Origin of the sequence: Streptomyces sp. NWU339 (assembly GCF_003143855.1) — a bacterium.
Lineage (GTDB): Bacteria > Actinomycetota > Actinomycetes > Streptomycetales > Streptomycetaceae > Streptomyces.
In genome coordinates, this window is sequence record NZ_QFRK01000017.1 from 1 (window position 1) to 14,585 (window position 14,585).

The window sequence follows — 14,585 nt, forward strand, 5'->3', positions numbered from 1 at the left end:
GCGTTATCGTAACAGGAGCCCGTTCTTCCCATGCTCTGTCTCAGCTTCAACTCCCTTATGAGCTTGCGGTATTCACCGGACGTATATTCACTGCCGCGATCGGAGTGCGCGATGCAGCCCTCTTTCAGCGCGTCGACCACGAGCTCGGCCCGGTGGTGGGCGGCCATCGCGTACCCGACCACCTCGCGCGTGGCCAGGTCGATGACCGTGGCCAGGTACCACCAGCCGGCGAGCGTGGGCAGGTAGGTGATGTCGGAGACCAGCTTCGTGCCGGTCTCGGCGGCGGTGAAGTCCCGCCCGACGAGGTCCGGTGACGGTGCGGCCTTGGTGTCCGCTTTCGTCAGGCTGCGACGCTTGCGGCGGGTAATCCCGCGGATGTCGCGCTCCCGCATGATCCGCTCGACCTTCTTTCGGTTGATCCGTCGCCCCTTGCGCCGCAGTGTGGCCGTCACACGCGGGGCGCCGTAGGCACCCCGGGAACACGTGTGGATCTTCCGGATCTCGTCGGCCAGCTCGTCCTCCTCCGCCTGCCTCGCCTCGGCCGCAGGCTTCGCCGCGAGATAGGCGTAGTACGCCGAGCGCGTGACCTTCAGCACCCGGCACAAGAACGCGACCGGCCAGCCGCCGGGGTTGGCCTCGGACGCCTTCTCCGCATCGATGAACGCGYAGCGCGCGGCTACGTCTACTTCGTCTTGTGGTTCGCGAAGAAGGCGGTCGCTTTTCCCAGCACCTCGATCGTCTGCTCCTGCTCGCGCACCTTTCGGCGCAGCCGGACCAGCTCCTCGCGCTCGGCCGTGGTCAGCGCGCCGGCCGGGCCCTCACCCCGGTCGATCGCGGCCTGCTTCACCCAGCCCCGCAGGCCCTCGGCGCTGACCCCGAGCTCCCGGGCCACCTCCGTCACCGTCCGCCCGGAGGAACGGACCAACTCGACGGCATCCTTCTTGAACTCGGCCGTGTACCGCTTGCGCGTGTTGCTCTTCTTACTCACTACCTGGACTGCTTCCTCCGGGACCCATACGTCCCAGTATCAAGCTGTCCCGACCGCGGGGGGAACTTCACGGCCGCCGGTGCGGGTCAGTGGGCGCCGGTGCCGGTCAGCGACCGGACCTCCAGCTCCGCGTACTTCTTGGCGTCCGGTTCCTCCTTGGACAGGACGGTGCCCAGCCAGCCCATCAGGAAACCGAACGGGATGGAGATGAGTCCCGGGTTCTTCAGCGGGAACCAGGAGAAGTCGACGTCGGGGAACATCGCGGTCGGGTCGCCGGAGACGACGGGCGAGAACAGCACCAGGCCGACGGCGACGATGAGACCGCCGTAGATCGACCACAGGGCGCCCTGGGTGGTGAACCGCTTCCAGAACAGGCTGTAGAGGATCGTCGGCAGGTTGGCGGACGCGGCGACCGCGAAGGCCAGCGCGACCAGACCGGCCACGTTCAGGTCGCGGGCGAGGGCGCCGAGCGCGATGGAGACGACGCCGATGAGGACGGTCGCCCAGCGGGCCGCCCTCATCTCCTCCTTCTCCGTGGCCTTCCCCTTGCGGATGACGTTGGCGTAGATGTCGTGCGCGAAGGAGGAGGACGAGGCGAGGGTGAGACCGGCGACCACGGCGAGGATCGTGGCGAAGGCGACCGCCGAGATGGTGGCGAGCAGGATCGCGCCCCAGGTCGAGTCGGTGCCGCCCAGGTGCAGGGCGAGCAGCGGCGCGGCCGTGTTGCCGGACGGGTTGGAGGCGATGATCTCGTCCCGCGAGATCAGCGCGGCGGCGCCGAAGCCGAGGGCGATGGTCATCAGGTAGAAGCCGCCGATGATGCCGATGGCCCAGTTCACGGACTTACGGGCGGCCTTGGCGTTGGGCACCGTGTAGAAGCGGATCAGGATGTGCGGCAGGCCGGCGGTGCCGAGCACCAGGGCGATGCCGAGGGAGATGAAGTCCAGCTTGGTGGTGCCGCTGGCGCCGTACTGCAGGCCGGGCTCCAGGAAGGCCGCGCCCGCGCCGCTGTTGTCGGCGGCCTTGCCCAGCAGGTCGGAGATGTTGAAGTTGAACTTCAGCAGCACCAGGAAGGTGATCAGGATGGTGCCGCCGATGAGCAGCACGGCCTTGATCATCTGCACCCAGGTGGTGCCCTTCATGCCGCCGATGGAGACGTAGACGATCATCAGGACGCCGACCAGGGCGACGATGAGGACCTTGCCGGCGTCGGAGGTGATGCCGAGCAGCAGCGAGACGAGGACGCCGGCGCCCGCCATCTGGGCCAGCAGGTAGAAGATCGACACCACGATGGTGGAGGTACCGGCCGCGGTGCGCACGGGCCGCTGGCGCATGCGGTAGGCGAGGACGTCGCCCATCGTGTAGCGGCCGGAGTTCCGCAGTGGCTCGGCGACCAGCAGGAGGGCGACCAGCCAGGCGACCAGGAAGCCGATGGAGTAGAGGAAGCCGTCGTAGCCGAAGAGGGCGATGGCGCCCGCGATGCCGAGGAAGGACGCGGCCGACATGTAGTCACCGGAGACCGCGAGTCCGTTCTGGAAGGCGCTGAACTGCCGTCCGCCCGCGTAGAAGTCGGCGGCGTCCTTGGTCTGCCGGCCCGCCCAGACGGTGATGCCGAGCGTCGCGACGACGAACAGCGCGAACAGCGTGATGATCAGCGCGCGGTGCTCGCTCGCCTCGTTCGCGGCGAGGGTGACGTGGGTGATCGCGGGGCTCATGCGCCGCCCTCCATACGGGTCTTGATGGCCTCGGCCTTGGGGTCGAGGTTGGTGGCGGCGTGCCGGGAGTACCACCACGCGATGAGGAACGTGGTGACGAACTGCAGGACACCGAAGACGAGGGCGACGTTGATGTTGCCGAACAGCTCCGTGCCCATGAAGCCGCCCGCGTAGTTCGAGAGCAGCACGTACAGCAGGTACCAGAGGATGAAGCCGACGGTCAGGGGGAAGGCGAAGGAGCGGTGGGAGCGGCGCAGTTCACCGAACTCAGCGCTCTCCTGCACCGCGGTGAACTCCTCGGGTGTGGGGAGTTTGTGTTCCTCTGCTGAGGGGGATGGCGCTTCGGCGGCCACGGAGACTCCTCGCGTTGCGGGTGCGGTTACTACGGAACGACGGAACTACTGCGGGAACGGGGGCGAGTGTCCTCGCGCTCCCTGCACAACGTCACGGCGCCACGCGAGCACCGGTTCAACGGTCCGCGCTTTCTTTTCGGGGGACGTTTTCCGAAGTCGTTACGGCAAAACGTTGTTGCCCGGAGAGGGCACGGGATAACTTCACCCTGCACACCCCGTCATGTACCTGCCCGAACGTCACTTGTGCCTCGGGCAGGTTTGTTTCCGGATGATGTGGAGATCCCATGGCTCATCTGCGTTCCAGACGCCGCCTCGCCCTCGCCGTGCCTGTCGCGCTGTCCCTGACCGCCTCGCTCGGCTTCCTGCCGGCGGCGGCGTCGGCGGCTCCGCAGGCGGCGCCGACGGCGAAGCAGGCGACGGACGCGCCCGCCTTGGCGTATGTCGTCAACACCAAGGCGGACCACCGCACCATCGCGTCGGTGAAGAAGGCGATCGCCGCGGCCGACGGGACCGTCGTGGTCACGTACGACAAGATCGGTGTGATCGTCGTCCACTCGGCGAACCCGGACTTCGGCAAGGAGATCCGCGTCGCGCGGGATGTGCAGTCCGCCGGAGCCACCCGTACCGCGCCGCTGGCCCCGGCCGGGACGACCGACGTGGGCGCCGCCGACTACGTGACGGCCGCCGAGGCCGCGAAGACGAAGGCCGCCTCGGACAAGGTCCCCGGCAGCGAGCCCCTCGAGGCCGACCAGTGGGACCTGCGGGCGATCGGCGCCGACAAGGCCGCGCGGATCAACCCCGGCAGCCAGAAGGTGACCGTCGCCGTGATCGACACCGGCGTCGACGACACCCACGACGACCTCAGGGCGAACTTCTCCGCCGCCCAGTCGGCCAACTGCGTCGGCGGCAAGGCGGACACCAGCGAGGGCGCCTGGCGTCCGTACACGGCCGACGACTACCACGGCACCCACGTGGCCGGTGAGATCGCCGCGGCCCGCAACGGCATCGGCGTCGCCGGTGTGGCGCCCGGCGTGAAGGTGTCCAGCATCAAGGTGAGCGACCCGGACAACGGTCTCTTCTACCCGGAGAACGTCGTCTGCGCCTTCGTGTTCGCCGCCGACCACGGCGTCGAGATCACGAACAACAGCTACTACGTGGACCCGTGGCTGTACAACTGCAAGGACGACCCCGACCAGAAGGCGATCGTCGACGCGGTCAACCGGGCCCAGCTGTACGCCCAGAAGAAGGGCACCCTGCACGTCGCGGCGGCCGGCAACTCCAACCACGACCTGGCCTCGGACGCCATCGACGACGCCTCCAGCCCGAACGACACCACGCCGGTCGAGCGCACCATCGACCCGTCCGAGTGCCTGGACCTGCCGACCCAGCTGCCGGGTGTGGTCACGGTCAGCGCTACCGGTGTGCAGAACGTCAAGTCGTACTTCTCCACGTACGGCAATCACGTCGTCGATGTCGCGGCACCGGGCGGCGACCGCCGCTATCAGCTGCCGGACACGCCGTCGAAGGACGGCCGCATCCTGTCCACCATGCCGAACAACCAGTACGCCTTCCTCCAGGGCACCTCGATGGCCTCACCGCACGCCGCCGGTGTGGCCGCGTTGCTGAAGTCCAAGCACCCGCAGGCGACCCCGGCGATGCTGCAGGCGCTGCTGAAGGCGCAGGCGGACAACCCGGGCTGCCCGGCCTCCTACGACCAGGACGGCGACGGAGTGCAGGACGCGACCTGCGAGGGCGGCAAGCGGGTCAACGGCTTCTACGGCTTCGGCATCGTCGACGCGCTGGACGCGGTGAAGCGGTAAGCGAAGCAGTAGCAGTGCAGTAGCAGTGGCAGTACCGCGCGGCCGTACCGCGTGACTTGTGAGAGTGGAAGGGCCGGGCGATCGCCCGGCCCTTCCGGTGTCCCGGGGTCCCCACGGGTGGATCGTGGGCGGGGCGTCAACGGGTGCCTGAGTGTGATGATCGGCTCATGCCGCATGGGCGGCCGGTGCGGCACAGTGCCCCCATGACCGACACCGAATCCCGCGTCGGCCTCGCGGCCGCGTGGTCCTCGCTGGGCGGCGATCCCGCCCTCCTCACCCGCGTGTCGACCGTCGAGCGACCCGAAGTTCTTCCCGCGCGGCTGCCGGTACGGGAGCTGGCACGCGCCTGTGTGGGAGCGTGCGCGCTGGCCGCGGCCGAACTGGGCGCGCGGCGGGCGGCGCGTACGGCTTCGGGGCGCTCTCGCACGGGGCGTGTTCCCGCGGGGCGTCCCGAGGTCTCCGGGACGCCCGCGGTGCGGGTGGACGACGGAGCGGTGGCCGCGGCGTTCGTCAGCGAACGGCATCTGCTGGTCGACGGGCGGGCCCCGGTGGCCTTCGCGCCGCTGTCGCGTTTCTGGCGCACGGCCGACGGATGGGTGCGCACCCACGCCAACTACCCCCACCACCGGGCCCGGCTGCTCGCCGCGCTGGGGACGCCCGAGGACACGCGGGCGGTGGCGGCGGCGCTCGCCGAGCGGTCGGCCGTCGAGGTGGAGGAGGCCGTGTACGCCTCCGGCGGGCTCGCCGTCGCGCTGCGGACGCCCGCGCAGTGGGCGGCGCACGAGCAGGCCGCGGCGGTGGCGGAGCGTCCGCTGGTGGAGCGCGGGCGGCTGGACGTCGCACCCGTGCGCGTGCTCACCCCCGTGGACCGCGATCCGCTGCTGCCCGCGGCGGGGCTGCGGGTGCTGGACCTGACACGGGTCATCGCGGGGCCGGTCGCCACCCGCACGTTGGCCCTGCTCGGCGCGGACGTGCTGCGCCTGGACTCCCCGCGGCTGCCCGAACTCCCCGACCAGCACACCGACACGGGGTTCGGGAAGCGCTCGGCCCTGCTGGATCTGACGGCCGACCGGGATGCCTTCGAGGAACTGCTCGCGGCCGCGGACGTGGTGGTCACCGGGTACCGGCCGGGGTCCTTGGACCGACTCGGGCTGAGCCCCGGGGCACTGGCCGAGCGCCGGCCCGGGGTGGTCGTGGCGCAGTTGTCGGCGTGGGGTGCGTACGGGCCGTGGGGCGACCGGCGCGGCTTCGACAGCCTGGTGCAGGTGGCCACGGGGATCGCGGCGAGCGAGGGTTCACCGGAGCGGCCGGGGGCGCTCCCGGCGCAGGCCCTCGACCACGGCACGGGGTATCTGCTGGCGGCGGCGGTGCTGCGGGCGCTGACCGAGCAGGCGGACGAGGGGGGCAGCCGGTTCGTGCGGCTGGCGCTGGCGCGGACGGCGGGCTGGCTGCTGGAAGGAGCCGCGCACACGCGTGCGCCAGCCGAAGGGGAGGCGGCCGCTTCCGTCCCGGCCGCGGGCGGGTCCGCCGACGCCTGGCTCACGGAGGCGGACGGTGCGCAGGGGAGGCTGCGGTACGTCCGGCCCCCGGTGTCGTTCGCCGGAGGGCCCCGTGACTGGGCCCGCCCGCCCGGACCGTGGGGGGCGGACACCGCGCGGTGGGGGTGAGGGGGGACGGCGGGGACGGCGCCGGGAAGGACGGACCGCGGCCGGTGCCGGCAGGCCGCACGAGCACGGCCGGGGCGTCAAATCCGACCTTGGCGCGAACTGTCCCCTGCCTCCCCACCCCACGCTTGCCCGTTCTGTGAGCGCTTGTGAAGATCCTGGGGTGACTCTGACAAATCCCAGGCCCGGGGCGGCCGGTGCGCACAGGGGCGCACCGCGTTCCGGCACCGGCCCGGCCGTCGCCGTACTCGTGCTGGTGGCGCTGGCGGCACTGATACCCCTCCTCGGCCCGCCCCCCGCCCTGCGCGGCACCGGTGAGGCCCCGGCGCCCGGCACCGGCGGCATAGCCCTGCTGCGGACGGTGCTGTTCGCGGCTCTGGCGATACCCGTCGGCGAGCTTTTCGTGAAACGGCTCCTGCGTTCCGTGCCCGACGCGCCCCCGGCCGTGCCCCGCGGCTGGTCCACCGCCGCGAACGCCGTCGGCTTCGCGGCCGCCATCGGACTCGCCTCCGTCGTGGCCACCGGCAACCTGGTTCCCGAAAGCCTCGCCGCCATCGACGTGGGCGGCCTGTACGACTCCCGGGACGGCAAGCTGGCCCTCCTGGAGGTCAACGCGTTCCTCCTCGCGGCCCTGTGTGCCGCCTCCGGCCGTCCGGGCACCCAGGCCTGGCCGCTGGCCGCGATCATCGTCGCCGAAGCCCTGCGCGCGCACCCGAAGACCGAGTACACCCCGCTGCTCGGCTCCGGCCTGACGCTGATTCACCTGACCTGCGCCTCGCTCTGGGTGGGCGGCCTGCTGTACGCGCTGCGCACCATGCGTGCGTGGCGGGACTCGGAAGCGGGGGGCGTGCTGCTGGGGCTGTACGCGCGCGTGGCGGCCGTTCTGCTGGCCGCCATCACCGCGACCGGGGTGTGCAGTTCACTGCGCCGGATGCCGCCGGGGACGATCCTGGAGCAGTTGACGGACACCGCGTACGGGCGCGTCCTGCTCGCGAAGGTGATCCTGATGGCCGGTGTCGCGGCCCTCGCCCTGTGGGCCCGGGTCCGGCTGGCCCGCGCGGCCGATCCGCTGAGCGCCCGCGGCCCCGCGTGGGCGGAGGCGTACCTGCTGGCCCTGGTGGTGGCGGTGTCGGGCCTCCTGACGGCGCTTCCGGTACCGATCCGCTGGTGAGGCCGGGCGGCGGGGCCCGTACGGCACCTGACGGGCAGGGCTGTCAGTCGTGGCCCGTATCCTCATGAACCATGCTCGAAGACCTCACGACCGCAGCGTCCTCCGCCACCGCCTGGCCGGCCTCGTATCCGCGGGGGTACGCGGTCGTCGACGTGGAGACCACGGGGCTCGCCCGGGACGACCGCATCGTCTCCGCGGGCGTCTACCAGCTGGACGCGCGCGGCGAGGTCGAGGACCACTGGTACACGGTGGTCAATCCGGAGCGGGACCCCGGTCCGGTGTGGATCCACGGCCTGACGAGCGAGGTGCTCGAAGGGGCGCCCCTCTTCGGTGACATCGCCGGAGAGTTCGCCACCCGGCTGGAGGGGCGGGTGCTCGTCGCGCACAACGCCGTCTTCGACTGGCAGATGATCGCCCGCGAGTACGCCCGCGCCGGCGCGCAGGCTCCGGTGAGGCAGCGGTTGTGCACGATCGTCCTCTCCAAGGAGCTCCGGCTGCCGCTGCCCAACCACAAGCTGGAGTCGCTCGCCGCGCATTTCGGTGTGGTGCAGCGGCGCGCGCACCACGCGCTGGACGACGCGCGGGTGCTGGCGGAGGTGTTCCGGCCCAGCCTGCGGGCCGCGGCGGTGGGCGGGATGCGGCTGCCGCTGCACGAGTGCCTGCCACTGACGGAGTGGACCGACCGGCCCAGGGTCGCCCAGCAGGCCGGGTACGGCGGCGGCCACCGGTCCGCCGGTTGGCGCCCCTCCCGCAAGCGCCCCGCGTGCCCCTACCCCAACCCGGGACGGTACGAACCGGGCAAGCCGCTCAAGCAGGGCATGCGGGTCGCGTTCTCCGGTGACACCTCCGTGGAGCGGGACCTGCTGGAGGACCGGGCGACCGAGGCCGGGCTGCACGTCGCCACCAGCCTGTCCCGGCTGACCAGCCTCCTCGTCACCAATGATCCGGACTCGGGCACGTCCAAGGTGGTCAAGGCCCGGCAGTACGGCACCCCGGTCGTGGACGAGGCGGCCTTCGGCCAGCTGCTCGGTGACGTCGCACCCGCGTCGGAGGGCTGACCGCGCCGACGGCGAGCGGGGCGCCGACGGCACGGTCAGCCCGTCGGGGGTCCGAGGACCGTGCGGACGGGTGATTGCCGGGCGACTCGCCCGCCGCCCGCTCGCCCGCACCGGACCTACGGCCCACCCTGTGGCCCATGGCGACATGTGAAGTGTGCGGCAACAGTTACGGAATGACCTTCGAGGTGCACGCGCAGGGCGCGGTGCACGTCTTCGACTGCTTCTCCTGCGCGATCCACCGGATGGCCCCGATCTGCGAGCACTGCCGGGTGCAGATCATCGGCCAGGGCGTGGAGGCCGAGGGCCACTGGTACTGCGGCGCCCACTGCGCCCGCGCGGAGGGAAGGACGGGGATCGTCGACCGGGTGTGAGGACGCACCCGCCTGAACGCACCCCACGGTCCTGGTTGTACGGTCGTGGGGTGTACCGCTTCCTGTTGTCCCGCCAGTGGGTGATCCTCACCCTCCTGGCACTCGTGCTCATCCCGACGATGATCGAGCTGGGCTTCTGGCAGTTGCACCGTCATGAGCGCCGGGTCGCCCTGAACCAGGTGATCGCCAACTCCCTGGCGGCCGAGCCGGTGCCCGTCGAGTCCCTGACCTCGCCCGGAGCGAAGGTCGAGCACGAGCACCTGTACCGCAGGGTGACGGCGAAGGGGAGCTTCGACACCGCCGACGAGGTCGTCGTGCGCCGCCGTACCAACGCGGACGACGAGGTCGGCTACCACGTGCTGACCCCGTTCGTCCTCGAGGACGGCAGGATCCTGCTGGTCAACCGGGGCTGGGTTCCCGCGGACGGTCCGAGCCAGAGCGCGTTCCCCGAGATCCCGGCGCCGCCCGGGGGCGAGATCACCGTCACCGGGCGGCTGATGCAGGACCAGACGACCGAGGACAGCGGCATCAAGAACCTCGAGGGCCTGCCCGACCGGCAGATCATGCTGATCAACAGCGAGCTGGAGGCCGAGCGGCTCGGCAGGGAGGTCCTCGGCGGCTACGTCGATCTGACGGAGCCCGAGCCGAGCGGTGGCGCCCCGGAGCTGATCTCCGAGCCCGTGCACGACGAGATCGGCCCGCACATGGCGTACGCCGTCCAGTGGTGGCTGTTCGCCGCAGGCGTCCCCGTCGGCTGGGTGATCCTGGTCCGCCGCGAGGCACGGGAGCGGGCGGAGCAGGCGGCTGCCGGGACGGCGGACGCGGAGGAGACCGAACCCGCGGCGGTCTAGGGCCTGCCCGGCGGATCGTGCCGCAGACGCGGAGTCCGGCACGCCCGGTGACGGTACGGCCGTCCGCGCCGTCGCCGCCACCGCGACGGCCGTCGCTCCTTGTCGTTCCCCTCTCACTCCCCGGCGCCGCCCCTGATTGCCGCCCCGGCGGCCGGGCATCCGCACCTCGTGCACCGTATCGAGGACTACGCGCTCATCGGCGACGAACAGACCGCTGCCCTGGTGGGCGCGGACGGGTCCGTCGACTGGCTCTGCCTGCCCCGCTTCGACTCCGGCGCCTGCTTCGCCCGGCTGCTCGGCGATGAGGACAACGGTCACTGGCGCATCGCGCCGCTGGGCGCCGAGCGGTACACGCGCCGCTCCTACCGCCGGGACACCCTCGTCCTGGACACCGAGTGGGAGACCGACGAGGGCGCGGTGCGCGTCACCGACCTGATGCCGCAGCGCGACCGCGCCCCCGACCTGGTGCGCGTCGTCGAGGGCGTACGCGGCGAGGTGACCGTCCGCAGCACGCTGCGGCTGCGTTTCGACTACGGCTCGGTGGTGCCCTGGGTGCGCAAGACCGACGGCCACCGGGTGGCGGTCGCGGGGCCGGACTCGGCGTGGCTGCGCAGTGTGCCGGAGGTGCCCACCTGGGGCGAGGACCGCGGCACGCACTCCGAGTTCACGGTCGGGCCGGGCGAGCGGGTCGCGTTCGTCCTCACCTGGCACCCCTCCCACGAGCCGCGCCCGCCGCTGGTCGACCCGTACTCCTCGCTGCGGCAGAGCGTCGCCGACTGGCGCGCGTGGACGTCCCGGTGCCGTTACACCGGCCCGCACCGGGACGCGGTGGTGCGGTCCCTGATCACGCTCAAGGCGCTCACCTACTCCCCCACCGGTGGCATCGTCGCCGCGCCCACCACCTCGCTGCCGGAGGAGCCGGGCGGGGTGCGCAACTGGGACTACCGCTTCTGCTGGCTGCGCGACTCCACGCTGACCCTGAACGCGCTGCTGGCGGCCGGGTACCAGGAGGAGGCGGAGGCCTGGCGCAACTGGCTGCTGCGCGCGGTCGCGGGCGACCCGGCGGATCTGCAGATCATGTACGGGCTGGCGGGCGAGCGGCGGCTGCCCGAGTCCGAGCTGCCGTGGCTGTCCGGCTTCGGCGGCGCCACCCCGGTACGGGTCGGCAACGACGCCGTCAACCAGCTCCAGCTCGACGTGTACGGCGAGGTCGTGGACTCGCTGGCGCTGGCCCGGCGCTCGGGTCTGTCCCCGCACCCGGACGTGTGGGCCCTGCAGACCGTCCTGCTGGAATTCCTGCGCACGGCCTGGCGGCAGCCGGACGAGGGGCTGTGGGAGGTGCGTGGCGGACGCCGCCACTTCGTGCATTCCAAGGTGATGGTGTGGGTGGCCGCGGACCGTGCGGTGCGCCTCCTGGAGGAGAGCCCGGACCTCGAGGGCGACGTCGACGGCTGGCGCGCGTTGCGCGACGAGGTGCACCGTGACGTGTGCGAGAAGGGGTACGACCCCGAACGGAACACGTTCACGCAGTCCTACGGTTCGCGCGAACTGGACGCCGCGCTGCTGCTGATCCCCCGGGTGGGTTTCCTGCCGCCCGACGATCCCCGGGTGCTCGGCACGATCGACGCGATCCGCGCGGAGCTGGGCCAGGACGGGTTCGTACGCCGCTACACCCCGGACGCCGCACCCGTCGACGGCCTGCCCGGTGAGGAGGGCACGTTCCTGGTGTGCTCGTTCTGGCTCGCGGACGCCCTGCACATGGCGGGCCGGACGGATCAGGCACGCGAGCTGTTCGAGCGGCTGCTGGAGCTGGCCAACGACGTGGGTCTGCTGGCGGAGGAGTACGACGCGGTGGGCGGGCGGCTGCTGGGCAACTTCCCGCAGGCGTTCAGTCATATCGGCCTGGTGAACACCGCCCTCGCCCTGTTCGGGGGCGAGGAGGCAGGATAGGGCCATGGATCTTGGACTGAAGGACCGGGTGTACGTCGTCACCGGGGCGACCCGCGGGCTGGGCAACGCCACCGCGCGCGAGCTGGTCGCGGACGGTGCGAAGGTGGTCGTCACGGGCCGGGAGGAGCAGAGCGTCGCCGAGGCGGTCGCCGGTCTCGGGCCGAACGCGGTCGGCGTGGCGGTCGACAACGCCGACCCCCAGGCGCCGGCGCGGCTGATCGCGACCGCGCGGGAGCGGTTCCACCGTTTTGACGGCATCCTCGTCAGCGTGGGCGGACCGCCGCCCGGGTTCGTCGCCGACGCCACCGACGAACAGTGGCAGTCGGCGTTCGAGTCGGTGTTCCTGGGCGCGGTACGACTGGCCCGTGCCGCCGCCGCGGAGCTGGGTGAGGGCGGGGTCATCGGCTTCGTACTGTCCGGCTCGGTGTACGAGCCGCTCCCCGGCCTGACCATCTCCAACGGCCTGCGCCCCGGACTCGCCGGCTTCGCCAAGTCCCTCGCGGACGAGCTGGGCCCGCGCGGCATCCGCGTCGTGGGTGTGCTCCCCGGGCGGATCGACACGGACCGGGTCCGTGAACTCGACGCCCTCTCCGCCGACCCGGAGGCCACCCGCCAGGCGGCCCGATCCCGCATCCCCCTGCGCCGCTACGGCACCCCGGCCGAGTTCGGCCGCACCGCCGCCTTCCTCCTCTCCCCGGCCGCCTCCTACGTCACCGGCGTCATGGTCCCGGTGGACGGCGGGGTACGGCACGGGTTCTAGGGCCGCGTCCGGCACTGGGACCCGTCCGGTTCCGGGCCGGGGCCGGGGTCAGCTGACGCGTTCCGCGCGGTGTTTGACCGCTCGCAGGCGGACCTCGGCCGGGAGGGTGGCCAGGCCCGCCGCCTCGCGGGCATGGGTGAGGGCTCCGGTGGTGAGGGTGTCCAGCGCGGTGCCGGGGTCCACATGGGGCTCCAGGAGGAGGCGGACGCGGGTCCGCGGGGCACCGCGGCGGCCGGTCAGCCGGACGTGGGCCTGGTCGACGCCGTCCAGCCGGCCCGCCTCCTCGGTGAGTGCGGCCTCCAGGGCTCGGCCGCGCAGGATCGCTCCGTCGCCGTCGCCGGTGTCGACGAACACCTCGGCCGTCCGGTGCCGGCGCACGATCGCGACCAGCCACCAGAGCAGGAGCAGGACGAGGACCGCGAGTGCGGCGATCACGACGGGCCACCACCAGCCCTGGTCCCGCCACCGGGTCCGCTCGGCGTCGCTCAGCAGTACGTCGTGCCGTCCCCGGTGCAGCCACCAGGAGGGCATCGGCGCCCCCAGCCCGATGGCCAGCACGGACCCGCCGAGGGCCACCAGGAGCAGGCCCGTGAGCCCGAGCAGTACACGGTTGACACCCCTGATCACCGGCCTCACCCCTTCCGTCCGGGACGCCGCACCCGTACCGACAGGGCGGGCGGCCGGGACAGTCCCAGGCCCTCGACGGCGTCGGCCAGTACCGCGTCCAGGTCGGCCCGTACGTCGTCCAGTTCACGGAAGTGCGACACCGCGCGGACGTCGGCCCGCTTGCGGGCCACCCGTACCCGGACCGTCTGCACCCCGGCGATCTCCATGGCCCGGTCCCGCAGCACCATCGCCGCCGCGTTCCGGTCGAGTCCGGCGCGTACCTCGGGGTGGGTGCGGCGCATCGGGAGCAGGGCCCGCAGCCCGGGGGTGAGGGCCAGCAGGAGCAGCCAGAGTCCGAGGGCGGCGGCGATCCCGGCACCCAGCAGCACCCAGACGTCGTCCAGGGGCCGTTCGGCCAGTTGGCGGGCCAGCTCCCGGCGCCAGCTCATCGCGGGCCGGCCGGCGCGCACCGCGGCGATGTCGTACAGGAACGCCACCGCGACCACCAGGAGCAGCAGTGCGAGCAGGCCCGCGGGGACCTTGCGCGCCGACCAGAAGCGCCGGGGGCCCGGGGCCGCGGCGCCGTCCGGCGCGGGCGGCGGTGTCTTCTCCAGGACGGTGCCCGCGGGCTGCTCGACGGCTCCGGGTTCGCTCATCGGACCCTCCCCCGTGCCGCTGCCGCCAGGTGCAGCCGTTCCACCTGGACGACGACCTCCGGCACCTGCATGCCCGCCAGCACGGACACCCGTTCGACCACCTGGCGGCGTACCTGCCCGCACCGGCCGCCGATGTCGCCGGGGTAGCCGAGTTCGACGTGGACGCGGACCCGTGCGGTGTCGTCGCGGTGGACGACGACCGTGGCGTGCGGCGGCTCGGCGTCCGGGGGCAGCGGTCCGAGCGCCTCACGGGCCGCCTGGGAGGCGATCTTCGCGACCACCCGGTCGGCGATCCTGGTCGCACCGCGCTCGCTCGGCGGCACGACGACGCGGACTCCCTCGGACACGCTTTCCCCCGTGCTCACCGGTGTCACCTCCGACGATCGCTACGGGGGCGGAAGAAGTCACCGAGCTCCAGGTCCCCCTGGAGGAACCGCCCGGCGACGAAACCGATGGCCCCCAACGCGGCCACCAGCACGAAAGCCCCGAATCCGCCGAAGTATCCGGCGAAGCCCAGCGCCATGCCGGCGATCATGCCGGCCACGGCCATGTTCATGGTGCGCTCCTCAGCTGCTCAGCTCCGCGACTCCACGACTCCCCGACTCCTTGTTTCCTCAAGGGT

At 72.2% G+C, this 14,585-nt stretch carries 16 protein-coding genes; 8 read left to right on the forward strand and 8 right to left on the reverse strand.

Annotated elements, in window-relative coordinates; genetic code table 11:
- The 4 genes from DIZ27_RS20685 to DIZ27_RS20700 form a co-directional block, all read right to left on the reverse strand.
- Positions 1–659 (reverse strand): IS3 family transposase (locus DIZ27_RS20685; protein ID WP_181383628.1); only part of this gene is annotated, 659 nt, incomplete at its 3' end.
- A gap of 23 nt (positions 660–682) precedes the next feature.
- Positions 683–988 carry a transposase gene (locus DIZ27_RS20690; RefSeq protein WP_109377500.1) on the reverse strand — a complete coding sequence of 102 codons (306 nt, stop codon included), beginning with the start codon at positions 986–988 and terminating at the stop codon, positions 683–685.
- An 86-nt stretch (positions 989–1,074) separates the two neighbouring features.
- On the reverse strand, positions 1,075–2,703 hold the full coding sequence (locus DIZ27_RS20695) for a cation acetate symporter (protein WP_109379921.1): 1,629 nt from the start codon (positions 2,701–2,703) through the stop codon (positions 1,075–1,077).
- The gene (locus DIZ27_RS20700) at positions 2,700–3,056 is read right to left on the reverse strand and encodes a DUF485 domain-containing protein (protein ID WP_109379922.1); all 357 of its coding nucleotides are present in this window, start codon (positions 3,054–3,056) and stop codon (positions 2,700–2,702) included. Before DIZ27_RS20700 ends, DIZ27_RS20695 begins: the two co-directional genes overlap by 4 nt.
- 284 nt (positions 3,057–3,340) lie before the next feature.
- Here DIZ27_RS20700 and DIZ27_RS20705 point away from each other — a divergent pair, with 284 nt between their 5' ends.
- The 8 genes from DIZ27_RS20705 (at position 3,341) to DIZ27_RS20740 (ending at position 12,701) form a co-directional block, all read left to right on the forward strand.
- Positions 3,341–4,876, forward strand: a complete 1,536-nt coding sequence (locus DIZ27_RS20705; RefSeq protein WP_109379923.1) for a S8 family serine peptidase — start codon at positions 3,341–3,343, stop codon at positions 4,874–4,876.
- Between the two features lie 203 nt (positions 4,877–5,079).
- The gene (locus tag DIZ27_RS20710) at positions 5,080–6,543 is read left to right on the forward strand and encodes a CoA transferase (RefSeq protein ID WP_109380061.1); all 1,464 of its coding nucleotides are present in this window, start codon (positions 5,080–5,082) and stop codon (positions 6,541–6,543) included.
- A gap of 160 nt (positions 6,544–6,703) precedes the next feature.
- A complete protein-coding gene (locus tag DIZ27_RS20715; RefSeq protein WP_109379924.1) occupies positions 6,704–7,711 on the forward strand; it encodes a CopD family protein in 1,008 nt (335 codons plus the stop codon).
- 71 nt (positions 7,712–7,782) lie between these two features.
- Positions 7,783–8,769 (forward strand): DEDDh family exonuclease, encoded by a 987-nt coding sequence (locus DIZ27_RS20720; RefSeq protein WP_109379925.1) that lies wholly within the window; start codon positions 7,783–7,785, stop codon positions 8,767–8,769.
- A gap of 137 nt (positions 8,770–8,906) precedes the next feature.
- Positions 8,907–9,140 (forward strand): hypothetical protein, encoded by a 234-nt coding sequence (locus tag DIZ27_RS20725; RefSeq protein ID WP_109379926.1) that lies wholly within the window; start codon positions 8,907–8,909, stop codon positions 9,138–9,140.
- A 50-nt stretch (positions 9,141–9,190) separates the two neighbouring features.
- Positions 9,191–9,991, forward strand: a complete 801-nt coding sequence (locus DIZ27_RS20730) for an SURF1 family protein (protein ID WP_109379927.1) — start codon at positions 9,191–9,193, stop codon at positions 9,989–9,991.
- Between the two features lie 168 nt (positions 9,992–10,159).
- On the forward strand, positions 10,160–11,941 hold the full coding sequence (locus tag DIZ27_RS20735) for a glycoside hydrolase family 15 protein (protein WP_109379928.1): 1,782 nt from the start codon (positions 10,160–10,162) through the stop codon (positions 11,939–11,941).
- A 4-nt stretch (positions 11,942–11,945) separates the two neighbouring features.
- Positions 11,946–12,701: an SDR family oxidoreductase gene (locus DIZ27_RS20740; protein ID WP_109379929.1), complete on the forward strand. Its 756-nt coding sequence runs from the start codon at positions 11,946–11,948 to the stop codon at positions 12,699–12,701.
- Positions 12,702–12,749: 48 nt separating this feature from the next.
- Here the strand turns inward: DIZ27_RS20740 and amaP are convergent, their stop codons facing one another.
- From amaP to DIZ27_RS20760, 4 genes are read right to left on the reverse strand one after another with little or no spacing between them, the layout of a single operon-like run.
- Positions 12,750–13,328 carry an alkaline shock response membrane anchor protein AmaP gene (amaP, locus tag DIZ27_RS20745; protein WP_375231989.1) on the reverse strand — a complete coding sequence of 193 codons (579 nt, stop codon included), beginning with the start codon at positions 13,326–13,328 and terminating at the stop codon, positions 12,750–12,752.
- A 5-nt stretch (positions 13,329–13,333) separates the two neighbouring features.
- The gene (locus DIZ27_RS20750; protein ID WP_109379931.1) at positions 13,334–13,963 is read right to left on the reverse strand and encodes a DUF6286 domain-containing protein; all 630 of its coding nucleotides are present in this window, start codon (positions 13,961–13,963) and stop codon (positions 13,334–13,336) included.
- Positions 13,960–14,337, reverse strand: coding sequence for a hypothetical protein (locus tag DIZ27_RS20755; protein ID WP_375231990.1), 378 nt, complete (start codon positions 14,335–14,337; stop codon positions 13,960–13,962). Before DIZ27_RS20755 ends, DIZ27_RS20750 begins: the two co-directional genes overlap by 4 nt.
- The gene (locus DIZ27_RS20760; protein WP_109379933.1) at positions 14,334–14,519 is read right to left on the reverse strand and encodes a hypothetical protein; all 186 of its coding nucleotides are present in this window, start codon (positions 14,517–14,519) and stop codon (positions 14,334–14,336) included. The genes DIZ27_RS20755 and DIZ27_RS20760 overlap by 4 nt, the downstream gene beginning before the upstream one ends.
- Between the last annotated feature and the right edge of the window lie 66 nt (positions 14,520–14,585).